21 protein-coding genes and 4 pseudogenes are annotated in these 21,232 nt (G+C 72.3%); 13 read left to right on the forward strand and 12 right to left on the reverse strand.

All coding sequences use genetic code 11. The features are described from left to right. The first annotated feature begins 110 nt into the window (after positions 1–110). Together ACFXGI_RS02765 and ACFXGI_RS02770 are read left to right on the forward strand one after the other, a co-directional pair. Positions 111–1,322 carry a PucR family transcriptional regulator gene (locus ACFXGI_RS02765; protein WP_384702245.1) on the forward strand — a complete coding sequence of 404 codons (1,212 nt, stop codon included), beginning with the start codon at positions 111–113 and terminating at the stop codon, positions 1,320–1,322. Positions 1,323–1,664: 342 nt separating this feature from the next. Beyond that, positions 1,665–2,084: pseudogene (locus ACFXGI_RS02770) on the forward strand (isocitrate lyase/phosphoenolpyruvate mutase family protein); the annotation flags it as partial. A gap of 40 nt (positions 2,085–2,124) precedes the next feature. Here ACFXGI_RS02770 and ACFXGI_RS02775 read toward each other — a convergent pair. Together ACFXGI_RS02775 and ACFXGI_RS02780 are read right to left on the reverse strand one after the other, a co-directional pair. Then, a complete protein-coding gene (locus ACFXGI_RS02775; RefSeq protein WP_384702248.1) occupies positions 2,125–3,066 on the reverse strand; it encodes a hypothetical protein in 942 nt (313 codons plus the stop codon). Positions 3,067–3,485: 419 nt separating this feature from the next. Next, complete coding sequence (locus tag ACFXGI_RS02780; RefSeq protein WP_384702252.1) at positions 3,486–4,337, reverse strand: LysR family transcriptional regulator; 852 nt, start codon at positions 4,335–4,337, stop codon at positions 3,486–3,488. Between the two features lie 138 nt (positions 4,338–4,475). Here ACFXGI_RS02780 and ACFXGI_RS02785 point away from each other — a divergent pair. Then, positions 4,476–4,795, forward strand: a pseudogene (locus ACFXGI_RS02785) (cupin domain-containing protein); the annotation flags it as partial. Beyond that, positions 4,795–4,998: pseudogene (locus ACFXGI_RS02790) on the forward strand (DoxX family protein); the annotation flags it as partial. The pseudogenes ACFXGI_RS02785 and ACFXGI_RS02790, both read left to right, overlap by 1 nt. Positions 4,999–5,073: 75 nt before the next feature. Here ACFXGI_RS02790 and ACFXGI_RS02795 read toward each other — a convergent pair. After that, positions 5,074–5,415: a HopJ type III effector protein gene (locus ACFXGI_RS02795; protein WP_384702254.1), complete on the reverse strand. Its 342-nt coding sequence runs from the start codon at positions 5,413–5,415 to the stop codon at positions 5,074–5,076. A 186-nt stretch (positions 5,416–5,601) separates the two neighbouring features. Between ACFXGI_RS02795 and ligA the strand changes: the two genes are divergently transcribed. The 3 genes from ligA (at position 5,602) to ACFXGI_RS02810 (ending at position 8,335) form a co-directional block, all read left to right on the forward strand. Next, entirely contained in the window at positions 5,602–7,659 is a 2,058-nt protein-coding gene (gene ligA / locus ACFXGI_RS02800) for an NAD-dependent DNA ligase LigA (RefSeq protein ID WP_384702687.1), read from the forward strand. Between the two features lie 143 nt (positions 7,660–7,802). Continuing rightward, the gene (locus ACFXGI_RS02805) at positions 7,803–8,024 is read left to right on the forward strand and encodes a hypothetical protein (protein ID WP_384702257.1); all 222 of its coding nucleotides are present in this window, start codon (positions 7,803–7,805) and stop codon (positions 8,022–8,024) included. Positions 8,025–8,119: 95 nt separating this feature from the next. Then, the gene (locus ACFXGI_RS02810) at positions 8,120–8,335 is read left to right on the forward strand and encodes a DUF6243 family protein (RefSeq protein WP_384702260.1); all 216 of its coding nucleotides are present in this window, start codon (positions 8,120–8,122) and stop codon (positions 8,333–8,335) included. 215 nt (positions 8,336–8,550) lie between these two features. On the opposite strand, the gene ACFXGI_RS02815 is transcribed toward ACFXGI_RS02810, so the two are convergent. After that, positions 8,551–8,970 (reverse strand): arsenate reductase ArsC, encoded by a 420-nt coding sequence (locus ACFXGI_RS02815; RefSeq protein WP_384702263.1) that lies wholly within the window; start codon positions 8,968–8,970, stop codon positions 8,551–8,553. Between the two features lie 290 nt (positions 8,971–9,260). On the opposite strand from ACFXGI_RS02815, the gene ACFXGI_RS02820 reads away from it, so the two are divergent. From ACFXGI_RS02820 to ACFXGI_RS02830, 3 genes and pseudogenes are all read left to right on the forward strand, one after another. Then, positions 9,261–9,575: a helix-turn-helix transcriptional regulator gene (locus tag ACFXGI_RS02820; protein WP_007267709.1), complete on the forward strand. Its 315-nt coding sequence runs from the start codon at positions 9,261–9,263 to the stop codon at positions 9,573–9,575. Between the two features lie 40 nt (positions 9,576–9,615). Further along, positions 9,616–10,392, forward strand: a complete 777-nt coding sequence (locus tag ACFXGI_RS02825; protein ID WP_384702267.1) for an aquaporin — start codon at positions 9,616–9,618, stop codon at positions 10,390–10,392. 97 nt (positions 10,393–10,489) lie between these two features. Beyond that, positions 10,490–10,774: pseudogene (locus ACFXGI_RS02830) on the forward strand (pyridine nucleotide-disulfide oxidoreductase); the annotation flags it as partial. 231 nt (positions 10,775–11,005) lie between these two features. On the opposite strand, the gene ACFXGI_RS02835 reads toward ACFXGI_RS02830, so the two are convergent. Both ACFXGI_RS02835 and ACFXGI_RS02840 read right to left on the reverse strand, forming a co-directional pair. After that, positions 11,006–11,500 (reverse strand): GNAT family N-acetyltransferase, encoded by a 495-nt coding sequence (locus ACFXGI_RS02835; protein ID WP_384702270.1) that lies wholly within the window; start codon positions 11,498–11,500, stop codon positions 11,006–11,008. After that, the gene (locus tag ACFXGI_RS02840) at positions 11,497–11,859 is read right to left on the reverse strand and encodes an ArsR/SmtB family transcription factor (RefSeq protein WP_384702273.1); all 363 of its coding nucleotides are present in this window, start codon (positions 11,857–11,859) and stop codon (positions 11,497–11,499) included. Before ACFXGI_RS02840 ends, ACFXGI_RS02835 begins: the two co-directional genes overlap by 4 nt. Before the next feature lie 114 nt (positions 11,860–11,973). On the opposite strand from ACFXGI_RS02840, the gene ACFXGI_RS02845 reads away from it, so the two are divergent. Beyond that, positions 11,974–13,386 carry an NAD(P)-binding domain-containing protein gene (locus ACFXGI_RS02845; protein WP_384702276.1) on the forward strand — a complete coding sequence of 471 codons (1,413 nt, stop codon included), beginning with the start codon at positions 11,974–11,976 and terminating at the stop codon, positions 13,384–13,386. Here ACFXGI_RS02845 and ACFXGI_RS02850 read toward each other — a convergent pair. Beyond that, on the reverse strand, positions 13,296–14,450 hold the full coding sequence (locus tag ACFXGI_RS02850) for a hypothetical protein (RefSeq protein WP_384702279.1): 1,155 nt from the start codon (positions 14,448–14,450) through the stop codon (positions 13,296–13,298). The two genes, ACFXGI_RS02845 and ACFXGI_RS02850, sit on opposite strands and share 91 nt — an antisense overlap. Positions 14,451–14,557: 107 nt before the next feature. Next, positions 14,558–15,478, reverse strand: coding sequence for an oxidoreductase (locus ACFXGI_RS02855; RefSeq protein WP_384702282.1), 921 nt, complete (start codon positions 15,476–15,478; stop codon positions 14,558–14,560). A gap of 80 nt (positions 15,479–15,558) precedes the next feature. Here ACFXGI_RS02855 and ACFXGI_RS02860 point away from each other — a divergent pair, with 80 nt between their 5' ends. Continuing rightward, positions 15,559–16,167 (forward strand): TetR/AcrR family transcriptional regulator, encoded by a 609-nt coding sequence (locus ACFXGI_RS02860; protein WP_384702285.1) that lies wholly within the window; start codon positions 15,559–15,561, stop codon positions 16,165–16,167. On the opposite strand, the gene ACFXGI_RS02865 is transcribed toward ACFXGI_RS02860, so the two are convergent. Then, positions 16,144–16,413, reverse strand: coding sequence for a hypothetical protein (locus tag ACFXGI_RS02865; RefSeq protein ID WP_384702288.1), 270 nt, complete (start codon positions 16,411–16,413; stop codon positions 16,144–16,146). The two genes, ACFXGI_RS02860 and ACFXGI_RS02865, sit on opposite strands and share 24 nt — an antisense overlap. A 246-nt stretch (positions 16,414–16,659) precedes the next feature. Between ACFXGI_RS02865 and ACFXGI_RS02870 the strand changes: the two genes are divergently transcribed. After that, positions 16,660–17,241 carry a hypothetical protein gene (locus tag ACFXGI_RS02870; protein WP_384702291.1) on the forward strand — a complete coding sequence of 194 codons (582 nt, stop codon included), beginning with the start codon at positions 16,660–16,662 and terminating at the stop codon, positions 17,239–17,241. Positions 17,242–17,330: 89 nt separating this feature from the next. On the opposite strand, the gene ACFXGI_RS02875 is transcribed toward ACFXGI_RS02870, so the two are convergent. Genes ACFXGI_RS02875 through ACFXGI_RS02885 form a run of 3 tightly spaced genes read right to left on the reverse strand, consistent with a single transcriptional unit; the run spans position 17,331 to position 21,203 of the window. Further along, positions 17,331–19,499, reverse strand: coding sequence for a xanthine dehydrogenase family protein molybdopterin-binding subunit (locus tag ACFXGI_RS02875; RefSeq protein ID WP_384702294.1), 2,169 nt, complete (start codon positions 19,497–19,499; stop codon positions 17,331–17,333). A 37-nt stretch (positions 19,500–19,536) separates the two neighbouring features. Beyond that, entirely contained in the window at positions 19,537–20,553 is a 1,017-nt protein-coding gene (locus ACFXGI_RS02880; RefSeq protein WP_384702296.1) for an FAD binding domain-containing protein, read from the reverse strand. After that, the gene (locus ACFXGI_RS02885) at positions 20,550–21,203 is read right to left on the reverse strand and encodes a (2Fe-2S)-binding protein (RefSeq protein WP_384702299.1); all 654 of its coding nucleotides are present in this window, start codon (positions 21,201–21,203) and stop codon (positions 20,550–20,552) included. The genes ACFXGI_RS02880 and ACFXGI_RS02885 overlap by 4 nt, the downstream gene beginning before the upstream one ends. Positions 21,204–21,232 lie beyond the last annotated feature (29 nt).

The raw sequence follows: 21,232 nt of genomic DNA on the forward strand, positions 1-21,232 counted from the left end.
CGCTCGCACGGTGAGTCTCGGTGCCCCCCGCCCGGCACGACACCGTCCCTCGTCACATCCGCCGGGGCCCGTTAGGGTGACGCGTCACATCTCCGGCTCCTGGAGGGCATGTGGTTTCCGAGGCCGCCCGCGCGCTGGCCGTGCGGTGCGAGGCGCGCGCCAACTCCCTCGCCCGGAAGCTCAGCAGGGAGGTCTTCGACGGCGTGCCCGGGTACGCGCAACTGCCCGCAGACGTCAAGGACCTGGAGATCGCGGCCACCGTCCGGCACGGCGTACGGCTCTTCCTGCGCGGTGTGGCCTCCCCGCCCGCCGACCCCGACGGGTACCGGCTCTTCGGGGACCGCTCCGCCCGCCGGGCGGAGGAGGGCGTGCCGCTGCACCTGCTGCTGCGCACGTACGCGCTCGGCGTGCACGGCCTGTGGCAGGTGATCCGGGACGAAGCCGCGCCGCAGGAGGCGGGGGCCGTTGCCGAACTGGTCGACCTGCTGCTGCACGCCCAGGCGGAGGTCGTCGGGTTGGTGACGGAACGCTACCTGGAGGAGAGGGAGGCACTCGCCTCGGAGCGGGCGGCGGAGGGGATCCGGCTGGTGCACCGGCTGCTGGACGGCGGGCTCGGCATGGAGGACGTCCGCCACGCGGGCGTCGACCTCACCGGTCCGCTCCTGGTCCTGGCGCTGGGGGCCGGCCCGTCCACCCCGGCCGGCGGTCCCGTCGGGCACCGGCGGCGGCTGCGGGGGCTGCGGACCGCTCTGCGCCGGGTACCGGGCGCCGGGGCGTCCGGGCTCCTGGCCGGGGAGCCGGAGGGCGGGGACCTGATCGGCCGGGCCGTGGTGCCCGGGTGCGACGGCGTCCCGCCCTGCCTGGCACCGCTGCTGTCCGAGGGGTACGGGGCCCCGCTGTACGTCGCCTCGGTGACCGCGCCGGATCCGGCCGGTGTACCCGAGGCCGCCCGGACCGATGAGGAGATCGTACGGATCGCCCGGGCGGGGGGCCTCCCGGCGGGGCGGGTGTACGGGCTGGAAGACGTCCTGCTGGAGTTCCACCTGTCCCGGCCCGGTCCCGGCAGCGACAGCATCGCCGGCCTGCTGGACCCGGTCGGGCACCGCCCGGAGCTGCTGGCCACCCTGCGGAGCCACCTGGAGCTGGGGCTTGACCGCCGGGCCACCGCTGCCGCACTCGGCGTCCATCCGAACACCGTGGACAAGCGGCTGGCCCGGCTGACCGCCCTCACCGGCCTGGACCTCTCCACGCCGCGGGGCACCGCGCTGGCGCTGGCCGCCCAGTTGCTCCGGGAGACCCGCCGCCCCGCCGGCGGCGGCTGAGCGGTGGCCGTCCGGCCGGGCACCGCCGTACGGGCCGCCACGGCGGCCGGGCGGGGGTGTCGGGCCGTTCACAAGCCGTCCTCCTTGGGATCGGGCACGGGATGCCGTCGAGCGCGGGGGGCACGGACCGGCCCCTCAGGCTTCCGCGGTGGCGGGTCGCCGGGTGGCGGTGACGGCGCGGGAGGCTCCGGTGAGGACTAAGGCGGAGCGCGCTCCGAGGCCCTGGACCTGCTTGAGCGGCTGGTGAGCGGAGACATCGTGCGGGCCGCACCCGCGTTCGTCCACCGGGTTCGTCCGACCGCATGACACGGCCTTCCGGCCCCGACCGTTGTCCTGGAGTACGAAAGGTGCGGCCACCTGTACGGCAAGGCCGTCGTCCCGCGGCAAGAGATGACCCGCCGTCTCCGGGCCGTCGTGGACGCCCGCCGCGACCCCGACTTCCTCGTCATGGCCCGCACCGACGCCCGGTCCGTGGAGGGCCTCGACGCGGCAATCGACCGGGCCAAGGCCTACGTGGACGCCGGAGCCGACGCGGTCTTCCCCGAAGCGCTGGCGAGTGCGGCCGAGTTCGAGGCCTTCCGCAAAGCCGTCGGCGTACCGCTGCTCGCCGACATGACCGAGTTCGGCAAGGGACCGCTGCTCGACACCCGCACGCTGGAGGACCTCGGCTACAACATCGTCCTCTACGACGTCCTCGACTACGAGCGGTACGCCTCGTTCGACCCCACCGTCTTCGACTTCACGCCTCCGCCCGGCTCCTGACGACGGCCGTCCACGTGCCGGCGGCGGCCGCGGCGGCCGGTCAAGGCCGGGCCAGGATGTCGGTCACACGGTGCGCGTAGATCACCCGGCCGCAGGGGGAGCCGGGGTCCGTGCAGGTCGGGTCCGTGGTGTCCATGCGGTGTTCGGTCAGCGACCACAGGTATTGCGTACCGCCGCCCGGCACGCCCTGCCCGTGCTCGAAGGACAGGTCCTCGGGGCCGACCGCGTAGGTGATGTTGGCGCCGTGGTCCACCAGACGGCCCTCGAAAACGGTCGCCCGGCGCAGACTGCCGCTGTGGGTGGTCCAGCTGCGGTTGAAGTAGTACATGCCGTCGTAGCGTGCCGCGCCCTGGGTGAGATCGCGGGGCAGGTGGAACGCGCCCGTCGCGCCGACCACGCCGTTGGTCGACTTCAGGAGGCCGGTGGCGTCGTCGATGGGCAGTGCGCCGACCCGGCCCTTCTCGGGGTGCGTGTCGTCGGGGTCGCAGTACTCGCCCATGATCAGAGCCGGAGCGGCGGAGTCGCTGCGGTCGGCGGAGATGTAGGAGGCCTTCGGCTCTCCGGTGGCCACGCAGGTCGCCGCAGGGGAATTGCCCTGGGCCCTGACGAACTCGTACGAGGCCACCTGCGGCATCACGTACCGGCAGGTGTGGCCGTAGTAGACGTTGTTCTGCCGGCCGATCCGGGTCTCGCCGCGGACGTTGCTCCTCAGGCCGTCCAGCGTGGTGTCGTCCACCGATGCGTTCTGGTCCGGGTTCAGGTCCAGGATGGAACGCATGTCGAAGACCCGCAGGCCGTTCAGGGTGTCCGCGACGTAGAGGTGGTACTTGTACCAGGCGATGCCGCCCGCGGGGTCTCCCGGTATCGCGGTCTGCGGGTCGAGGAAGGACAGCCGCGCACCCTTGCCGCCGGCCTTGTCGTACCAAGCGGTGACCAGTGGCTTGCGCGAGCCACAGCTCGTCGGTCCGGGCGTCCGAGACACCGGTCATGCCCTGAGGAATCCATTCCTCGGTGGCGGAGTCGCCGGGATCCCAGCAGAGCTTCCTGGAGGGAGCGAGCACCGTGCCGTCGTCGCCCGAGCCGAACGGGTCCGTGGTGCAGGACGCGCCCGTCTTCGCGACCCGGCTGCCCTGGTCGAGCGACCCAACCGGCATGCCTGCCAGGGGATTTACGGGGTGGCATCGCTGATTCCTCGACCTTCACCGGGGAGAAGGCGAGGATCATACGTATGGCCACCGGACGCCCGTACACCGGGGCAGCCGCGCGAGTCGGCGGAGCGTCGGGTTCGGCGTGGCCTTCGTCTGGCTCGGCTTATGCGCACCGGACGAGGCCCCGCCCGCTGGCACGAAGCGCTGCCGCCGAAGCCACAACAGAGGCTGCGGCAAAACCGGTTGCCGGTGCTCAGCTACGGTACGCGGTGGTCGCGGTCTCGATGAAGGATCGGATCAGCGGGTTGGTGTCGCCCTCGTTCCACACCGCCACCACACGGCTGGGCGGCATGTCGATCAGCGGTACCACGGCCAGCTCCGCGGGCAGGTCGTGTCCGAGGGGGGCCAGGCCGACCGTGCCATTCCACAGCACGGCTTGCAGGCATTCCTGCACGGCGCGCACCACTGGGCCCTCGCGCGGCCTGCCACCGTTCCAGTACGACTGCCAGATGGGGTCGGTGCCCGGTGGGAACTGGAACCAGCGGCGGTCGCTCAGCTCGGCCAGCCGAAGGCCATCGCGGCGGGCCAGCGGATCGTCGGCGCGCAGGACCACGCCGACCTGATCGGTCCGCAGTGCACGCACCGTCAGGGCGGTCTCGTCGAACGGCGCCCGGGTCAGCGCGACGTCGACCAGTCCGGTGCGCAGCCCGCACGTCGGGTCGGTCAGGTCGGTGTCGCGGATGCGGATGTCGGTGCCGGGGTGGGTTCGGCGGTAGCCGGCGGCCAGCCTGGACACTCCCGGGTCGGTGCCGTCGCCCAGGATGCCGATGGTGAGGGTCGCGGCGCCGGCCGCCGCGCTCACGCGTACCCGGACGCGATCGGCGTGGTCGAGCAGAGCGCGCGCCTCGTCGAGCAGCACCGAGCCGACCGCGGTGAGCGTGATGCCGGTCGGCGCGCGGGCGAAGAGCAGGGCGCCGACCTCGGCCTCCAGCTGCTTGATCGCCCGGCTCAGTGGCGGCTGGCTCATGTGCAGTCGGGTGGCTGCGCGGCCGAAGTGGAGTTCCTCGGCGACCGCCACGAAATAGCGCAAGGTACGTAGCTCCACGCTGCAACGATACCCATCGGGTATCGGCGCCGCGGAACGGGTCTTGGAAACCGACGGAGCCGAGGCCGTGCACTGGGGAGCATGACCGAAGAAGCACGAGCACGAACCGGCGAGCGGCAGACCGGACCCGCCCTGGCGATGGTGGTCCCGGCGAGGGCGAGACGATGGTTCTGGGCACCACGCGCATGCGCGTTCTGGAGGACGGCAGCCACACCGGACACCGCCTCGCGATCGCGGAGTCCGTTCTCGCCCCGCACACCCAGGGACCGCCGCAGCACCGCCACGGTCAGCACGGCGAGGGCTTCCACGTCCTCTCCGGCACCGTGCGGTTCACCGTCGGGGAGGAGGACCACGACGCCACCACGGGCACGCTCGTGATGGTTCCGCCCGGCACCCCGCACACCTTCGCCAACCTGACCGACCAACCCGCCGTCATGCTCGGCACCTTCACCCCCGACGGGTGGTCCGCAGCCGCGATCAACTCCGACCGATGACGGCCTGGGTCGACCACATGCCCTTGCCTGCCCTCAGGGCGCTGGTGACGGTCGAAGTCCTCGGCGCGATCACCGTCCACCTGATCGGCGGAGACCGTCGCATCGCGCTCAACGCCGGACTCACCGTGAACGCGGCCGCCACCATCCGGCCGGCCACCCGGCTGTGATCAAGCACAGCCCTCGGCCGTGAGCCTCGCCTCGTGGTGGGCGTTCACTCGTGGCGCTCGCCCCGAATTCGCCGTTCAGCTGTTGCGGGCCAACGGTTGTCCGGCGAAGTTCACGCCTTCCAGGCCATGGGCCATGAGGCTGCGAATGTTGCCGTGATCGGTGTCGTTCGGCGTCGCCAGCACACTGCGATAGTGCTCACCGAATGCCAGCAGCGCCTCTTGGTCGTCCAGCTCTTCCAGCAGGGCCAGCCCCAGCGTCTTGCAGGAGCCCTCGTTCTCCCCTGCGGCATTTTCCAGTTCCCCGTTGCGGAACGCCTGCGGCTGATACTCGTAGTGCGCGGCGACGAAGGCCAGGGTGTCGGCGAACTCGTGCTCACCCGACGCAAGGCTTGCCCGCAGCGAGTTCAGATCAGTCATGGTGGTTCCCCTGGCTTGAACGGACGATCCGATTGCCGTCCGTGACCGGACGGACATTACCCCGCTGCGCCCAGTCGGCAGGAATCGCGCCACATGTCGGAACGACGACATCTCCGCAGGTCACAGGCGCGACCGGGCAGGAGCCGGCAGGGTCGGGCGGTGGCGTTGTCAGTGCCGGGCAGGATGATGACCTACATGACCGAAAACAGTGCCCTGCTCTCCCCTGCCGCCTACGTGGAGGCCGTGACCGCCGCCGTGGCGGCGTCGGCCGCGTACTACGGCGACGGGACCACCCCGCTCGGTGACGACGAGTACGACGGACTGCTGCGCACCATCGCTGCCTACGAAGAGTCCCACCCGGACGAGGTGCTTGCCGAGTCACCGACCGGGAAGGTGGCGGGCGGAGCCGTACAGGGTGACGTGCCGCACTCGGTGCCGATGCTCTCCCTCGACAACGTCTTCGACGCCGACGAGCTCACCGAGTGGGCCGCAGGCCTGGAACGGCGCCTCGGGCACCCTGTGGCCGGCTGGTGCGTGGAGCCGAAGCTCGACGGCCTCGCGATCGCCGCCCGGTACCGGGGCGGTCGGCTCGTCCAGGTCCTCACCCGCGGCGACGGCCTTGCGGGCGAGGACATCACCCATGCCGCCGACGCCGTCCTCGGTCTGCCGCCGGTACTCACCGAGCCGATCGACGTCGAGCTGCGCGGCGAGGTGCTGCTGACGACCGCACAGTTCGAGGAGGCCAACCGGATCCGGCTCGCCCACGAGGCCACGCCCTTCGCGCACCCGCGCAGCGGAGCGGCCGGCACGCTGCGGGCCAAGGACCGTCCGTACCGGATCGAGTTGACCTTCTTCGCCTACAGCGCGATCGGCCTGGACGACCTCGGCCACGTCGCTCTGCTGGAGAACCTGGCCGCGCTCGGCGCGAACACGGCCGCCGGCACGGCCGCCGCCCCGATGCGGTACGAGACCGTGGAGCAGGTGCAGGAACGCATCGAGGTGATCGCCGGCCTGCGCGCAGACCTGCCGTTCGGGATCGACGGTGTCGTCGTGAAGGCCGACACGGCCGAGGACCAGCGGCAGGCCGGCAACGGCTCTCGCGCCCCGAGATGGGCGGTGGCCCGGAAACTGGCGGCCGAACACAAGGTGACGCGCCTGCTGGCGGTGGAGTGGAACGTCGGCCGGACCGGGATCATCGCCCCGCGCGCCGTCCTGGAGCCCGTGGTCATCGACGGGGTGACGGTCACCTACGCCACGCTGCACAATCCGTCCGACATCACCCGTCGCGGGCTCATGATCGGCGACCAGGTGTTCGTGTACCGGGCCGGCGACGTGATCCCCCGGGTCGAGGCACCGCTGGTCGACCAGCGCACCGGCACCGAGATCCCGATCGTCTTCCCCGAGGCGTGCCCCCGCTGTGGCGATGCGATCGACACCTCCGAGCAGCGGTGGCGGTGCGTGCGCGGCCGGAGCTGTCAGGCCGTGGCCTCGGTGATCTACGCGGCCGGCCGGGACCAGCTCGACATCGAAGGTCTTGGCGGCACGCGCGCGATCCAGCTGGTGGAGGCCGGTCTGGTCAAGGACATCGCCGACCTGTTCACGCTGACCCGCGAGCAGCTCCTCGGTCTGGAGCGGATGGGCGAGACCAGCGCCGCCAACCTCCTGGCCGCCCTCGAAACCGCCCGCGGAGCCGCGTTGAGCCGCGTATTCTGCGCCCTCGGTGTCCGCGGCACCGGGCGTACGATGTCCCGCCGGATCGCCGCGCACTTCGGCTCGATGGCCGCGATCCGGGCCGCCGACGCGGACACGCTGGCCGGGGTCCCCGGCATCGGCACCGAGAAGGCCCGCGTCATTGCGGCCGAACTCGTCGAACTCGCCCCGCTCCTCGACAAACTCCAGGCCCAGCAGGTCGGCACTCAGGTCACCGAGCCGCAGAAGCCCGCTACCGACGCGAACGACACGAACGACGGCGAGGACTCGGCGGGCGGGCCGCTGGCCGGACAGGCCGTCGTGGTGACCGGCTCCATGACCGGCCCCCTTGCGGTGCTGTCCCGGAACGAGATGAACGAGCTGATCGAGCGGGCCGGCGGGAAGGCGTCGTCGTCGGTGTCGAAGCGCACCACCCTCGTGGTGGCGGGCGAGAAGGCCGGCTCCAAGCGCGCCAAGGCCGAAGAACTGGGCATCCGCATCCTCGACCCCGAGGAGTTCGCCGCCCTCCTCGCCGATTTCCTCCCCACCTCCTAGCAGTCGGGGGTTGATCAAGTGGAGCTGCCCGTCCTCCCAGTACGGGTAACCGTCCAGCCCGTCATCGAAGCCGCTGCAGCATTCCGGTCCTCGTTTCCCCCGGGTTTGGCGGGCCACTGCGCGACTTCGACAGCTGGGGCCGAGTGCCGGGGCTCAAGTGCCTGTTCCGCCGCGAGTCGCGCCTGCTGGCCGACCTCGTCCAGGACGTCCAGTCGCCGGTGGTCGACCTGGTCGATCACGAGACCGGCCCCCTGCGCTCGCCGAGGGCCTGGCCGGTGCCGGGGCGGCGCAAGGGTTGGTGTGCGGGGCCGACGGAACCGGGTAACGTCTTTGTCATGTTCTTCCAGAGGCCGATTTACGAGTGAGAGCGTGATGGGCCCCTGCTGACGTCCTTCGACGTCGCCGCCCGTCCCCCACCGATGAATCCGTAGATCCCTTCACATCACTACCGGGAGAACCCGTGACCGACAGCAAGAACATCAACAACCCCGTGGGCCAGGGTGGCGGCCAGCGCAAGAAGCTGTCCCGCGCCGAACGGCAGAACAACGGCCCGCATCGCAACCGCGACCGCCAGGATGCCGCCGACCGAAGGGCGGAGCTGGTGCGCAAGATGCGCGAGAAGGCAGGCGCAGCCGAGGGCGCCGGGCAGGCGGGCGATGACACCGCACAGAGCTGACGCACCGCCGCCGCAGGGCGACACCGCACGGACAGGGCCCGGACCGCGACGCGCGGTCCGGGCCCTGCTGCCGTACCGGGGGCTCTGTCGAGCCGCGCCCGCGCCGTGGTGAGGGCAGCGCCGTGTCCCGCAGGGCCCGAGCGGGGCCGGAGCGGGGCCGATGATGGCGACGTTGCGTATGCCGTCATCGGGCGGAGGGGGCTTCGGGCGCGGGATCAGCCCTGCTTCTTGGCGTCGATCTCTGCGATCAGGCCCTCGATGAGGCCCTTGATCTCGTCGCGGATGGGGCGGACGGCCTCGACACCCTGGCCGGCCGGGTCCTCCAGCTGCCAGTCGAGGTAGGTCTTGCCGGGGAAGTACGGGCAGGCGTCGCCGCAGCCCATGGTGATGATGTAGTCGGATGCCCGGGCGGCCTCGGGGGTGAGGACCTTCGGCCTCTGGTCGGAGATGTCGATGCCCAGCTCGGCCATGGCGGCGACGGCGGAGGGGTTGATCTGCTCGCCGGGCACGGAGCCGGCGGAGCGGACCTCGACGCGGTCCCCGGCGAAGTGGCGCAGGAACCCGGCTGCCATCTGGGAGCGGCCCGCGTTGTGGATGCACACGAACAGGACGGAGGCGGCAGGAGCGGAGGGCATCTGTTCTTCCTTGGGGTGAGATCGACTGCGATGGAGAAGTGCGGGGCGGCGCTCAGGGGGCGAGGAGCTCGGTGATGTGGGCGTCGCGTATATCGCGGACGACGGTGATCGGCGCTTGGTCGGGACCGGCGACGGGCCAGTCGAGGTAGCGGCGGCCGGGCACGACGGGCAGGCGTCGCCGCAGCTCAGCGTGATCACGATGTCGGCGGCCTGGACGACCTCCGTTCAAAGGACCCGGCGAGGTCAGCACTGGCTGGTGTCAGCACCGGCTGATGTGACAGTATCAGCCCATGATGACGTCAGTCGACACTGATCTGATCCGGGTTCTGGCCGACCCGCTCAGGCTCCGGATCGTGACCCTGCTCGCCCGCGAGACGCTCTGCACCACCCACCTCGTAGAGGAGACGGGCGCCAAGCAGACGAACCTCTCCAACCACATGAAGGTGCTCCGGGAGGCGGGGGTCGTGGATACGGAGCCGTGCGGCAGGTACATCTACTACCGCCTGCGCCCGGAAGTCATCGAAGCCCTCGCCGGTCAGTTCGCCGACCTCGCCCAGACCGCGCGGGCCACCGCGGAAGCGAACCTCAAGCGGTCCTGTCCATAGCCTTCCGCGTTTTACCTCACCCGCCCGAGGAGAACCAGCCTTGACCGCCACCCAGCCCGTCGGCACCCCGATACCTGCCGACGCGCCCCGGCCCGCACCCGGTGCGGCCCCGCCCCGCACCCCACTGATCGCCCGTGCCGCCGCCGAACTGGTCGGCACCGCGGCTCTCGTCGCGATCGTCGTCGGCTCAGGGATCCAGGCCGCCGAGCTCACCCAGGACGTGGCCCTGCAACTGCTGGCCAACTCCACCGCCACCGTCTTCGGGCTCGGCGTCCTCATCGCACTCCTCGGCCCGGTGTCCGGCGCACACTTCAACCCGGCCGTGACGCTGGCCGAATGGTGGACCGCCCGCCGCGGTGGCGCCGGCGTCACCGCCCGCGAACTCGCCGTCTACGTACCTTCGCAGATCACCGGTGCGATCGCGGGCGCGATCCTGGCGGACGCGATGTTCGGCGAGCCGCTGGTCAAGTGGTCCACGCACGATCGCTCCGCCGGGAACCTCCTCCTCGGCGAGCTCGTGGCCACCGCCGGCCTGATCCTGCTGATCTTCGGCCTGGCCCGTACCGACCGCCTGCGCTTCGCACCTGCGGCCGTGGCCTCCTACATCGGCGCCGCGTACTGGTTCACCTCCTCCACCTCCTTCGCCAACCCGGCGGTCACGATCGGTCGGGCCTTCACGGACACATTCGCGGGAATCGCCCCGGCCTCGGTCCCGGCGTTCGTCGGTGTGCAGTTGGTGGGCGCGGTGGTGGGCCTGGCGCTGGTGGCCATCATCTTCATGCGCGGCAAGACGGACGGCGGCACGCCTTCGGCATGACGCAGGGCACGGATGTGGTGGTGATAGGCGGCGGCCAGGCCAGGCCGAGCTCGGCGCCGGATGACACCTGCGGCGCCTGGGCATCGAGCTCGTCCGCCGCCGCCGCGCCCTGAACGAAGGCCGCCGCACCGACAGCGGCGGTGTCGACTCCCTCCGCGCCATCGTCGCGATCCCGCCCGTACGCGCCGCCCGCGATGCCGGACAGCTCACCGCCAGGCCGACGTTCAGCCGCCTGGCCACTCACCGGTGTCGAACGGGCCGACGGGCCGGCACCCGGACGGTCGACGAGCCGCGCCTGCACCTGACCGGCCATGCCGACTGGACCGGCCCGGCCTCCGGCACCCTCACCGGCATCGGCCGCCCAGCGAGAGAAACCGTCCGGGCCGAGGTGCCCACCGAACTCGTCGTCGCCACCCACGGCACCACCCCGAACGCACCGTGGTCGAGTGCGCGAAGCCCGTGGGCCCGGAGCAGATCATCGCCGCCGTCACCGAAGCGGGATACAAGGGCCGGCACCTCTGCTGAGCCTTCCAAGACCCAGCCGGACAGCCCCTGGTACCGACATCGACACCGACACGGACCGCAGGGTGAAGCCGGCGCGGTCCGACCGCTCTCACTCCACGTTCGGGCTGCGACGCTCCAGCAGTACGACGTCGCGCCAGATGCCGTGATGGCGGCCGACGCGCTCGCGGGTGCCGATGATCCGGAAGCCGGCCCGCTGGTGGAGGGCCAGGCTCGCGCGGTTCTCGGGGAAGATGCCGGACTGGATCGTCCAGATGCCCGCGGCTTCCGTCGAGCCGATCAGCGCGGCGAGAAGGCGCATGGCGATGCCTTGTCCGCGGGCGGCGGGGTGGACGTAGACGGAGTGCTCGACCACGCCCGCGTACGCGCACCGGTCCGAGACCGTGCTCGCCGCGACCCAGCCCAGCACCTTGCCGTCCTTGCCGACGGCGGCGAAGCGGTGCTCCGGCAGCTTGCCCGCCGCGAACACCTCCCACGCCGGGGCGGCGGTCTCGAAGGTGGCGTTGCCCTCGTCGATCCCCGCCCGGTAGATCGCCAGGACCTCATCCGCGTGCGCTTCGGTCAGCGGCGCGATGGTGATGCTCATGCGGAAGCCGCGCGGGTCAGGAGCTGTCCCATGGCGGCGAGCACCGCGGGCTCGACCCGGTAGTACACCCAGGTGCCGCGCCGCTCGGAGGACAGCAGACCCGCCTCCCGCAGCTTCTTCAGGTGATGGGAGACCGTCGGCTGGGAGACCCCCACGTCGGAGATGTCGCACACGCACGCCTCGCCGCCCTCGTGCGAGGCGACCAGCGAGAACAGGCGCAGGCGCACCGGGTCGCCCAGGGCCCTGAACATGACGGCGGTCCGCTCGGCCTCCTCGGCCGTCAGCGGGCGCTCCGACAGGGGCGGGCAGCACGCCGCCACTGCTTCCGGCTCCAGCAGCGGCAACACCTTCGTGGTCATGCGCCCATCATCCGATGGATTTCGACAGATGTCTATGTTGACGAACATCGATACAGGGCTCACCCTGGAGGCGACAAGACATCGACAGACGTCGAATCAACTGGAGAGCCCGCTGTGAACGCATCCACCGAAGCCCTGCCCGTCGTCGTGATCGGCGCCGGCCCCATCGGACTCGCCGCGGCCGCCCGCCTCGTCGAGCGGGACCTCGAGCCCCTCGTCCTGGAAGCCGGACCGGCCGCAGCGTCCGCCGTGCGCGACTGGTCGCACGTACGCCTCTTCTCCACCTGGTCCGAGGTCACCGACCCGGCCGCCGAGAAGCTCCTCGCCCCCACCGGCTGGGTCAAGCCCGACGGCGCCACCTGTCCTTCCGGCGGCGACTGGACCGAGCTCTACCTCCAGCCCCTGGCCGACGTACTCGGCGACCGCGTCCGCTACGACGCGACCGTCACCGGCGTCTCCCGGGCCGGCCGCGGCCGCATCGTCGACGCCGACCGCGAGAGCCGGCCCTTCGTCATCCACCTCACCGGACCCGGCGGCGAGGAGCGGATCTTCGCCCGCGCGGTCATCGACGCCTCCGGCACCTGGTCCACCCCCGGCCCGGCCGGGGGCAGCGGGCTCGCCGCCCTCGGCGAGAGGGCCGCCGCCGACCGGATCTCGTACCGGGTCCCGGACCTGAAGGACCCCGCCGTCCGCGCCCGGTACGCGGGCAAGCGGATCGCGGTCATCGGCTCGGGCGCCTCCGCCTTCACCGCCCTCGCCTACCTGGCGGATCTCGCCAAGTCCGCGGACGGCAAGGGCACGCACGCCACGTGGGTCCTGCGCCGCGGGATCTCCGGCTCCACCTTCGGCGGCGGCGAGGCCGACCAGCTCCCCGCCCGCGGCGCCCTCGGTCTCGCCGCCAAGGCGGCGGTCGACGGCGGGTACGCGGACGCGGTCACCGGCTTCCGCACCGATGCCTTCGAACGCGACGGTGAAGGCCGCGTGGCCCTCGCGGGTGAGGACGGCAGGCGCCTGGACCCGGTCGACGAGGTCATCGTCCTCACCGGCTTCCGCCCCGACCTCGGCTTCCTGGACGAGCTCCGGCTCGGTCTCGACGAACGCCTGCAGGCCCCTATCGCGCTCGCCCCGCTGATCGACCCCAACCAGCACTCCTGCGGCAGCGTCCACCCCCACGGCGCGGACGAGCTCTCCCACCCGGAGAAGGACGTCTACCTCGCCGGCATGAAGTCCTACGGCCGCGCCCCCACCTTCCTCGCCATGACCGGCTACGAGCAGGTCCGCTCCATCGCCGCCCACCTCGCAGGCGACCAGGAAGCAGCCGCGCGCGTCGAACTCACCCTCCCCGAAACCGGCGTGTGCGGCGGCGCGGGCCTCTTCGACGAGCCGGAAGCCGCCGAGCAGGGCGGTGGCGGCTGCTGCGCCGCCCCGGCGGCACCTCACCCCGCCGCGGGCTCGGACACGGCGCCTTCGTCGGGGCGCAGCCGCACCTCCGTCGCGGCCGGCGCGCCAGCCGCCGGAAGGGCGTAGAAGTCCGGATGCAGGGGGCGGTACGCGGTCTCGTTGGGGAGCCGGTACTCCCAGGCCAGGGCGCGTGTGGCCACGCCCGTGATCGGGTGGTCCCGGTAGTACCGGACCCAATCCGTCCACAGCCAGGTCCGCGATCCGTCCGCCGGCGCTCCCAGCCGCTGCCGCTCCTCCGTCAGGGTCTTGCCGACGTTCTGCGCGTAGCGCTGGACCAATGTCACGCTGTCGGCCCGCATCGGCGTCTTGTACCCGGCCGGGGAGCGGAACGGGGCCGTCGTGCGGGTGACGTGGTCACCGTCGGCCCAGTCGACGGTGACCTGTCCGGTGTCGTGCAGGGTGACGACCGCGTCGACCGAGGCGTTCCACCACAGCACTCCCTGCCCGAACCAGCCGACCGTCAGGGTCCCGTCGCGCTCCAGCCCGTGCCGTGGCACGGTGCGCTCGGCGAGCTCGTAGGCAGGGACTCCGAGCCGGGCGGCGGCCTTCTTCACGGACTTCGCCAGGACCTTCTGCGGGTGCAGGGCGCGGGTGACGTCGTAGTGCAGGGCCCACAGTTCCTCCATCGCCTCCGGACCGGGCAGGTCGCCGAGCGCCGCGAAGGCCGCGCCCGCGATGTCGTGGTCCACCCGGTGGTAGGTGTCCATGGCCTGGGCGTTCTTACGGGCGACCGTGGCGAGGTCGGCGCTCAGCCCCTCGCCGTCCCGGCGGAGCCAGCCCGCGGCGAGGAGGAAGCCGATCGCGAGACTGCGCGCCCGCGAGGCGGGCTTCGCCATCCCGAGTTCGCGGATCACGTGCCCGGGGTCGTCCATGTCGTGGAACGACCCGCCCCGGGCCAACTCCCGCACTGCGTACCGGACGAGCTCGGCGGCGCCGTCCGCCTTGAGCAGCGCCTTCGCCCGGCGCTTCCAGGCGGCGTCGACCTTGTACCGCCAGTTCCAGAACCCGTCGGAGGTCCCCAGGTGCACGACCAGCTCACCCAACTCGGGCGACAGGCCGGTCAACCGCTCGCGCGTACGGGTGCTCCAGCCGTTGCCGGGATCAATCAGGTCCGTCACGAGATCGCTCATGTGGTGATCCTGCCGACCCACACTGACAACCCACGCTCGCCCGCGGGCGCTCGCGCGCGTGACGGTGTGGGGTGAACCGCGCGGTCGGTCCCGGTGCCGTATGGCGCTCAGTGGTTTCGGGGGTCCGGTGCCGGTGCGGTGAACCGGACCTTGGTGAGCCGTTCGGAGAGGTCCCACAGCCGGGCGGCCCGCGCGTCGTCCTGGGCGTACGGGCTGCGCTGGGCGGGGCCGGGGTGTCCGCGCAGTTCGCCGCGGCCGTCGGGGCCGGTGTAGCTGTTGCCCGGCAGGGGCTGGGTGACGGCGTAGAGCGTGGGCAGGGCGCCCATGGCGTCGGACTGGGCCAGCAGGCGGTTGGTGACGGCCAGCATCAGGCGCTGGGCTGTGCCGGCGGAGCGCCCCTGGAGGTTCGTCGCGGCGTAGCCGGGGTGGACGGCGTGCGCCGTGACCGGTGAACCGGCCCCGGTCAGGCGTCGCTGGAGCTCACGGGTGAAGAGCAGATTGGCCAGCTTCGACTGCTGGTAGGCGCGCCAGGGGCTGTACTCGCGCTCGGAGTTGATGTCGTCGAAGTCGATGTCCACGCCCGGTCTGCGGTGGGCGTTCGAGGCGACGGTGACGACGCGGTCGGTGAGGTGCGGGAGCAGCAGGTTCGTCAGGGCGAAGGGCCCGAGGTGGTTGGTGCCGAACTGCATCTCGAAGCCGTCGGCCGTACGGGCCTCGGGGATCGCCATGACGCCCGCGTTGTTGACGAGGACGTCGAGGGGGCGGTCCCAGTCGGCGGCGAAGGCCCGGACGGAAGACAGATCGGCCAGGTCGAGGGGACGGACCTCGGTGCTGCCGGTCAGGGTGTCCGCGAGGCGTTCGCCGCGGGCCGTGTCGCGGACGGCGAGGACCACGTGTGCCCCGGCCCGCGCCAGTTCCCTGGCGGTGACGGCGCCGAGGCCGCTGGTGGCCCCGGTGACCACGACGGTCCGGCCTGCCAGGGAGGGGAGATCGGCGGCGGTCCAGTGGGTGCTGTTGGGTGCGCTCATGAATCCAGGCTGACACCGTTCATCCGATGTTGTCAATGGACACATAGTTTCCAGTGGAAACATTCAGGTACCATGTATCCATGCAGGAGCGCGGCTATCACCACGGCAATCTCAGGACGGCACTCCTCGAGGAGGCGGAGCGCTCGATCGTGGAGAACGGCGCCGCCGCCCTGTCCTTGCGCGAGCTCTCCCGGGGGCTCGGAGTCAGCCACACGGCGCCACGGCGGCACTTCCCCGACCGGGCGGCCCTGCTGGACGCCCTGGCCCGGCGCGGGTTCGACACCCTCGCGCTGCGCCTGACCGAGGCGATCTCCGCGGCAGGCCCCTCGTTCGAGACCCGGCTCCGGGCGATCGCCCACACCTACGTCACCTACGCGCAGGGGCGGATGCCGCTCGTGGAGTTGATGTACGCGAGCAAGCACGGGTCGGAGACGCTGGCGGCGCCGGCTGCCGCTCGCGCCGCGTACGCGGTCCCCTACGCGGTGATCGAGGAAGCCCACCGCACGGGCGAGCTGGACGGCGGACTGGGCTCGCAGGAGGCGGCCCGCCTCGTCTTCGCGACGGTCCACGGACTCGCCGTTCTCCTCAGCACGGGCATGATCCCCTCCAGCGATGCCTCGAAGACCGTGGACACGTCGATCGACGGCCTCCTGCGGGGCCTCGGCTCACACTCCGCACGCGAAGGCTGACCAGGCACCACCGAGCCCGGCTCCCGTGGCCGGACTGCCACCGGCGCCATGCTCGATGAAGTAGGCCACGGCACGGCCTGCGACGTCGAAGGCGACGGTGTCCCGGTCGGCGTAGCTGCCGACCTGCCCGTCGGACAGCAGATAGCCACCGGAGGAGCCTTCGCCACGTGGATCGACAAGATGCTCACGGGTGTCGCCTTCGCCGTCCAGCAACACGACCATCGCGCGTCCGCCGTTGGTGACCACGGCCAGGAACCGGGCCAGGTGCTCCTGCCTCGATCGGGTGTCTCCGATCAGCCAGGGCCGGACGCGGGCGAGGACAACGCCGGGACAGCGTCTGAAGAGGTCCCCATTCTCACGTCCACGGTTGCTGTCGAGGGCCTCCTCCCGCCGAGGCATCATCCCGAAGTCTGACTCACGGCTCCCCCGCGCGGACGCCGGTACCACCTCAGCGATGACGACCGACTGCCGAGGACCGGACAGGCTGATGCCATGACAGCGCCAAACGAACTCGGTCCGACCACGACTGCGCACGGCACCGAACGGCCGGTGCCGCCGTGGGCTTCCGTCGTCGCTCATGCGATCCCTTTGCTGCTCCTGCCCCAGTGCCTGTGGCGGTTGCCTTTCGCCTTCGGCTTCGAGATGGGGCTGGACGCGGACGGGGCGATGCCGTCGTCGTTGTGGGTGTCCGTCCCCTACGTCTTCGGGCTCAGCCTGATCACAGAGGGGCTGGCGTTACTCTCCCTCGGATTGGTGCGCGGATGGGGCGAGGTCGCCCCCGCATGGCTTCCGTTCATCGGCGGGAAGCGGATCAACGCCTTTGCGGCGATCATCCCAGCCACCCTCGGCGGCCTCGGCGCGACCGCGTTCTGGGCGCCCGTGTTGCTGAGCTGGCTCGGTGTGGGTCACGCCGCCGGGTTCACCAGTGGCGGCTGGCAGACACTGGCCCACCTCTGCATCGCCCCCGGGATGCTATGGGGTCCGCTCGTACTGGTCCTGACCTACGCCTACTACGCGCGCCGCTGCCGTCCCGCCAAGCACCATGGGCACACGGGCGGTTCCCAGGCTGCCTGAATGCACATCCCGAGCTCGCCGGGCCCCGTCGGTGAGCCGTGGCTCCCGACACAGGGAGCGCCTCGCCGTAAACGCCGCGGCACGGCCGATCACCGCCCCGCCCCGTGATGGTCCCGGTGACCGAGGTGCTCTCCCGCTTCGAGGGCGGCCAGGACCCGGTCGGGGGTCAGGGGCAGTTCCCGTAGCCTCCGGCCGGTGGCGTGGCACACGGCGTTGCCGATCGCCGCGGCCGTGCCGACGATGCCGATCTCCCCGATGCCCTTGCTGCCCATCGGGTTGAGGTGCTTGTCGTGCTCGTCGATCCAGTGGGCCTCGATGGCGGGGACGTCGGCGTTGGCCGGCACGTGGTAGGCGGCCAGGTCCCGTTCGGCGAAGTCGCCGAACGCCGGGTCGAGCCCGCTGTGCTCGGTGAGCGCCATGCCCAGCCCCATCACCATTCCCCCGATGAACTGGGAGCGGGCGGTGCGCGGGTTGAGGATGCGGCCGGCCGCGTAGACGCCGAGCAGCCTGCGGACGCGCACCTCACCCGTGACGGTGTCGGTCTGGACCTCGGCGAAGTGTGCCCCGAACGCGTGGCGCGCGTACGGGGACTTCTGCTTCGCGGACTGGGTGGTGTCGGCGGACGCGGAGAGCCCTGCGGCGGGCAGGGGGCCTTGGTGCCGGGCCAGCCGGTCGGTCAGCGCGGTGCACGCATCGTGCACCGCCCAGCCCCAGGACGCCGTTCCCGTGGAGCCGCCGGCGACGGGACCGGGCGGCAGCGCGCTGTTGCCGATGGCCAGCGAGACGGCGTCGAGCGGGACGTGCAGGGCGTCGGCGGCGATCTGGGCCAGGACCGTACGGGCGCCGGTACCGATGTCGGTGGCGTTGACCTCGACCAGGTAGCTCCCGTCGGGGCGGGCGTGGGCCCGGGCGCCCGAGGGGGCGATGTACACGGGGTAGGTGGCGGCGGCCACACCGGTGCCGATGAGGAGCGGCCCCTCGCGGCGGGGCGGCCGGCGCCCGGCCCAGCCGAACCGGCGTGCGCCGTCGCGCAGGCACTCCACGAGGTGGCGCGTGCTGAACGGGCGTCCGCTGTCGGGCTCGGTGGCCGCGTCGTTGCGCACGCGCAGCTCGACGGGGTCCATGCCGAGGGCGTCGGCCAGCTCGTCCATGGCCGACTCCAGGGCGTACATGCCGGGGGTTTCGCCGGGGGCACGCATCCAGGAGGGCGTGGGCACATCGAGCGCGGTGACGCGGTGGGTGGTGCGGCTGTCCTGGACGGCGTACATCACCCGGGCCGGCACGGCGGCCTGTTCGACGAACTCGCGGACCTGCGAGGTGTGCGTGGTGACCTCGTGGACGAGGGCGGTGAGGGTGCCGTCGGGGCGGGCGCCGAGCCGGAGGTGGTGCAGGGTGGGTGCGCGGTGCCCGACGGTGGCGGCCATGTGCTGTCGGGGCAGGGACAGCGTGACCGGGCGTCCGCAGTGCCGGGTGGCCATCACGGCGAGGACGACGTGCGGGCGCGGTGTGCCCTTGGAGCCGAATCCGCCGCCGACGTGCTCGGCCAGGACGGTGATCCGGTCCTCCGGCAGCCGGAACAGGCCGGCCAGGACATTGCGCACCACCGTGGTGCCCTGGCAGGAGTCGTACACGGTGAGGTGGCCGCGTTCGGCGTCCCAGTCCGCGGTGGCGGCGTGCGGCTCCATGGCGTGGTTGTGCAACGGCGGAACCGAGTAGCGGACGTCCACGCGTACGGGCGCGTCGGCGAACGCCGCGTCGGGGTCGCCCTGTTCGCGGTGCGCAGGGTAGCCGCCGTTGACCAGCTCGGGGGTGTACAGGCCTGGATGCCCTTCGTGCAGGGTGACGTCGTGCGGCTCGCTCTCGTACCTGACGCGCACGGCGTCGGCGGCGGCCCGCGCCCCCTCCAGGGTGTCGGCGATGGCCAGTGCGACGTACCAGCCGCGGTGCGGCACCCGCGTGTCCTGCAGGAGTTGCAGGGTCGGGTCGTCGGAGGGGCCCAGGCGGGGAGCGTCGTAGGGGGTGAGGACGCCCAGTACGCCGGGCAGGGCCAGGGCGCCGGCGGTGTCGACGGCGGTGATCCGGCCGCGGGCGACGGTCGCGGGCACCGGCCAGGCGTAGGCCCGCAGGGGCAGGTGCTGTTCGGCGGCGTAGCGGGCGGCGCCGGTCACCTTCTCCCTGCCTTCGCGCCGCGGGGCGGAGGCGCCGAGCGCGGTGGGGGCGGAGGCGGTGGGGGCGAGGGTGGCGGAGGTCGGGCTCATCGTGGTCCTGTTCCTGGTCGGCGCGTCGGTGGCGCCGCTACGGCGCGGCAGGGGAACGGGGGTGCGTCCCGGCCAGCTCGGCGATGGCGTCGCAGGCGAGGTTGCGGGCGAGCGGGATCTTGTACGCGTTGTCGCGCAAGGGCCTCGCCTGCGCGAGTTCGGCGTCGACGGCCGCGCGCACGGTGTCGGGGCGCGGTACGGCGCCGGTCAGCCGACCCTCGGCGGTGGTCGCGCGCCAGGGCCGGTGGGCGAGGCCGCCGAAGGCGAGGGCGATCCGGCGCACCCGGCCGTCGTCGAGGTCGAGGTCGAGGACGACGGCGACCGAAGCGAGGCCGAAGGCGTACGAGGCGCGTTCGCGGGCCTTGCGGTAGAGGGAGAGTGCGCCCGGCGCGGCGGCGGGCAGGATCACCGCCGTGATGATCTCCCCGGGGCGGATGACGGTGTCCTGCTCGGGCCGGTCCGCGGGTAGCCGGTGGAACTCGGCGGCCGCGACGGTACGGGTGGTGCCCGCCGCGCCGTACAGCTCGACTCCGGCGTCCAGCGCGGCGAGGGCCACGGCCATGTCCGAGGGGTGGGTGGCGATGCAGTGCTCGGAGTGTCCGAGTACCGCGTGGTCGCGGTGGAGGCCGTCGCGGGCCCCGCAGCCGCTGCCGGGTTCGCGTTTGTTGCAGGGTTTGGAGAGGTCCTGGAAATAGCCGCAGCGGGTGCGCTGGAGCAGGTTGCCGCCGGTGGTGGCCACGTTGCGCAGCTGGCCGGAGGCACCGGAGAGCAGCGCCCGGCTGAGGAGCGGGTAGCGGGTGCGCACCAGGGGGTCGGCCGCGAGGTCGCTGTTGCGGACCGTGGCGCCGACGCGCAGGCCGCCGTCGGGGAGTGCGCGGATCTCGTCGAGCGGCAGGCGGGAGACGTCGATGAGGGCGCCGGGGGTCTCGACGCCGAGTTTCATCAGGTCCACGAGGTTGGTGCCGCCTGCGAGGTAGCGGGAGCCGGGGTGGGCGGCGTAGGCGTCGGCCGCCGACTGGAGGCTGGTGGCGCGCACGTAGGAGAAGGGCTTCACGCGGTCACCTCCGCGCCGGTCGCGGTGGCCGCGGCGTCGGCTCCCGCGTCGGCGACGGCTCGGACGATCGCGGGGTAGGCGCCGCAGCGGCAGAGGTTCCCGCTCAGCCGTTCCCTGATCTCCTCGGTGGTCAGCACGGCGGGGCCGGGTGCGGCCGGAGCCGCAGCGGCGGTGACCTGCGAGGGGTGGCCGGCGGCGGCTTCGCGGAGCGCGCCGACCGCGGAGCAGAGCTGGCCTGGGGTGCAGTAGCCGCACTGGAAGGCGTCGTACTCCATGAAGGCTCGCTGGAGCGGGTGCAGGGCGCCGTCGGGGCCCGCCAGGCCCTCGACGGTGGTGACGTCGCAGCCGTCGAGGGCCACGGCGAGGAGCAGGCAGCTGTTGGCGCGCCGGCCGTCCACCAGGACGGTGCAGGCACCGCACTGCCCGTGGTCGCAGCCCTTCTTGGCGCCGGTCAGGTCCAGGTGCTCGCGCAGGGTGTCGAGCAGCGTGACCCGGTGGTCCAGGTCGAGGTCGTGGTGGACGCCGTTGACGCGGAGGGTCACGTGGGAGCGGGTGGCCCCGGCGAGCGCGTCGTCCGGCGTGAGCGGCGCCGCTCCGGGGCTGCCGTCGGGAGCGGGTCGGCGGGCGGGCGGGTCGGTTGCGTGGGCCACGACGAGCTCCCTTGACGTCCGTTCGGGGA

This window comes from Streptomyces sp. NPDC059355, from assembly GCF_042752335.1.
Lineage (GTDB): Bacteria > Actinomycetota > Actinomycetes > Streptomycetales > Streptomycetaceae > Streptomyces.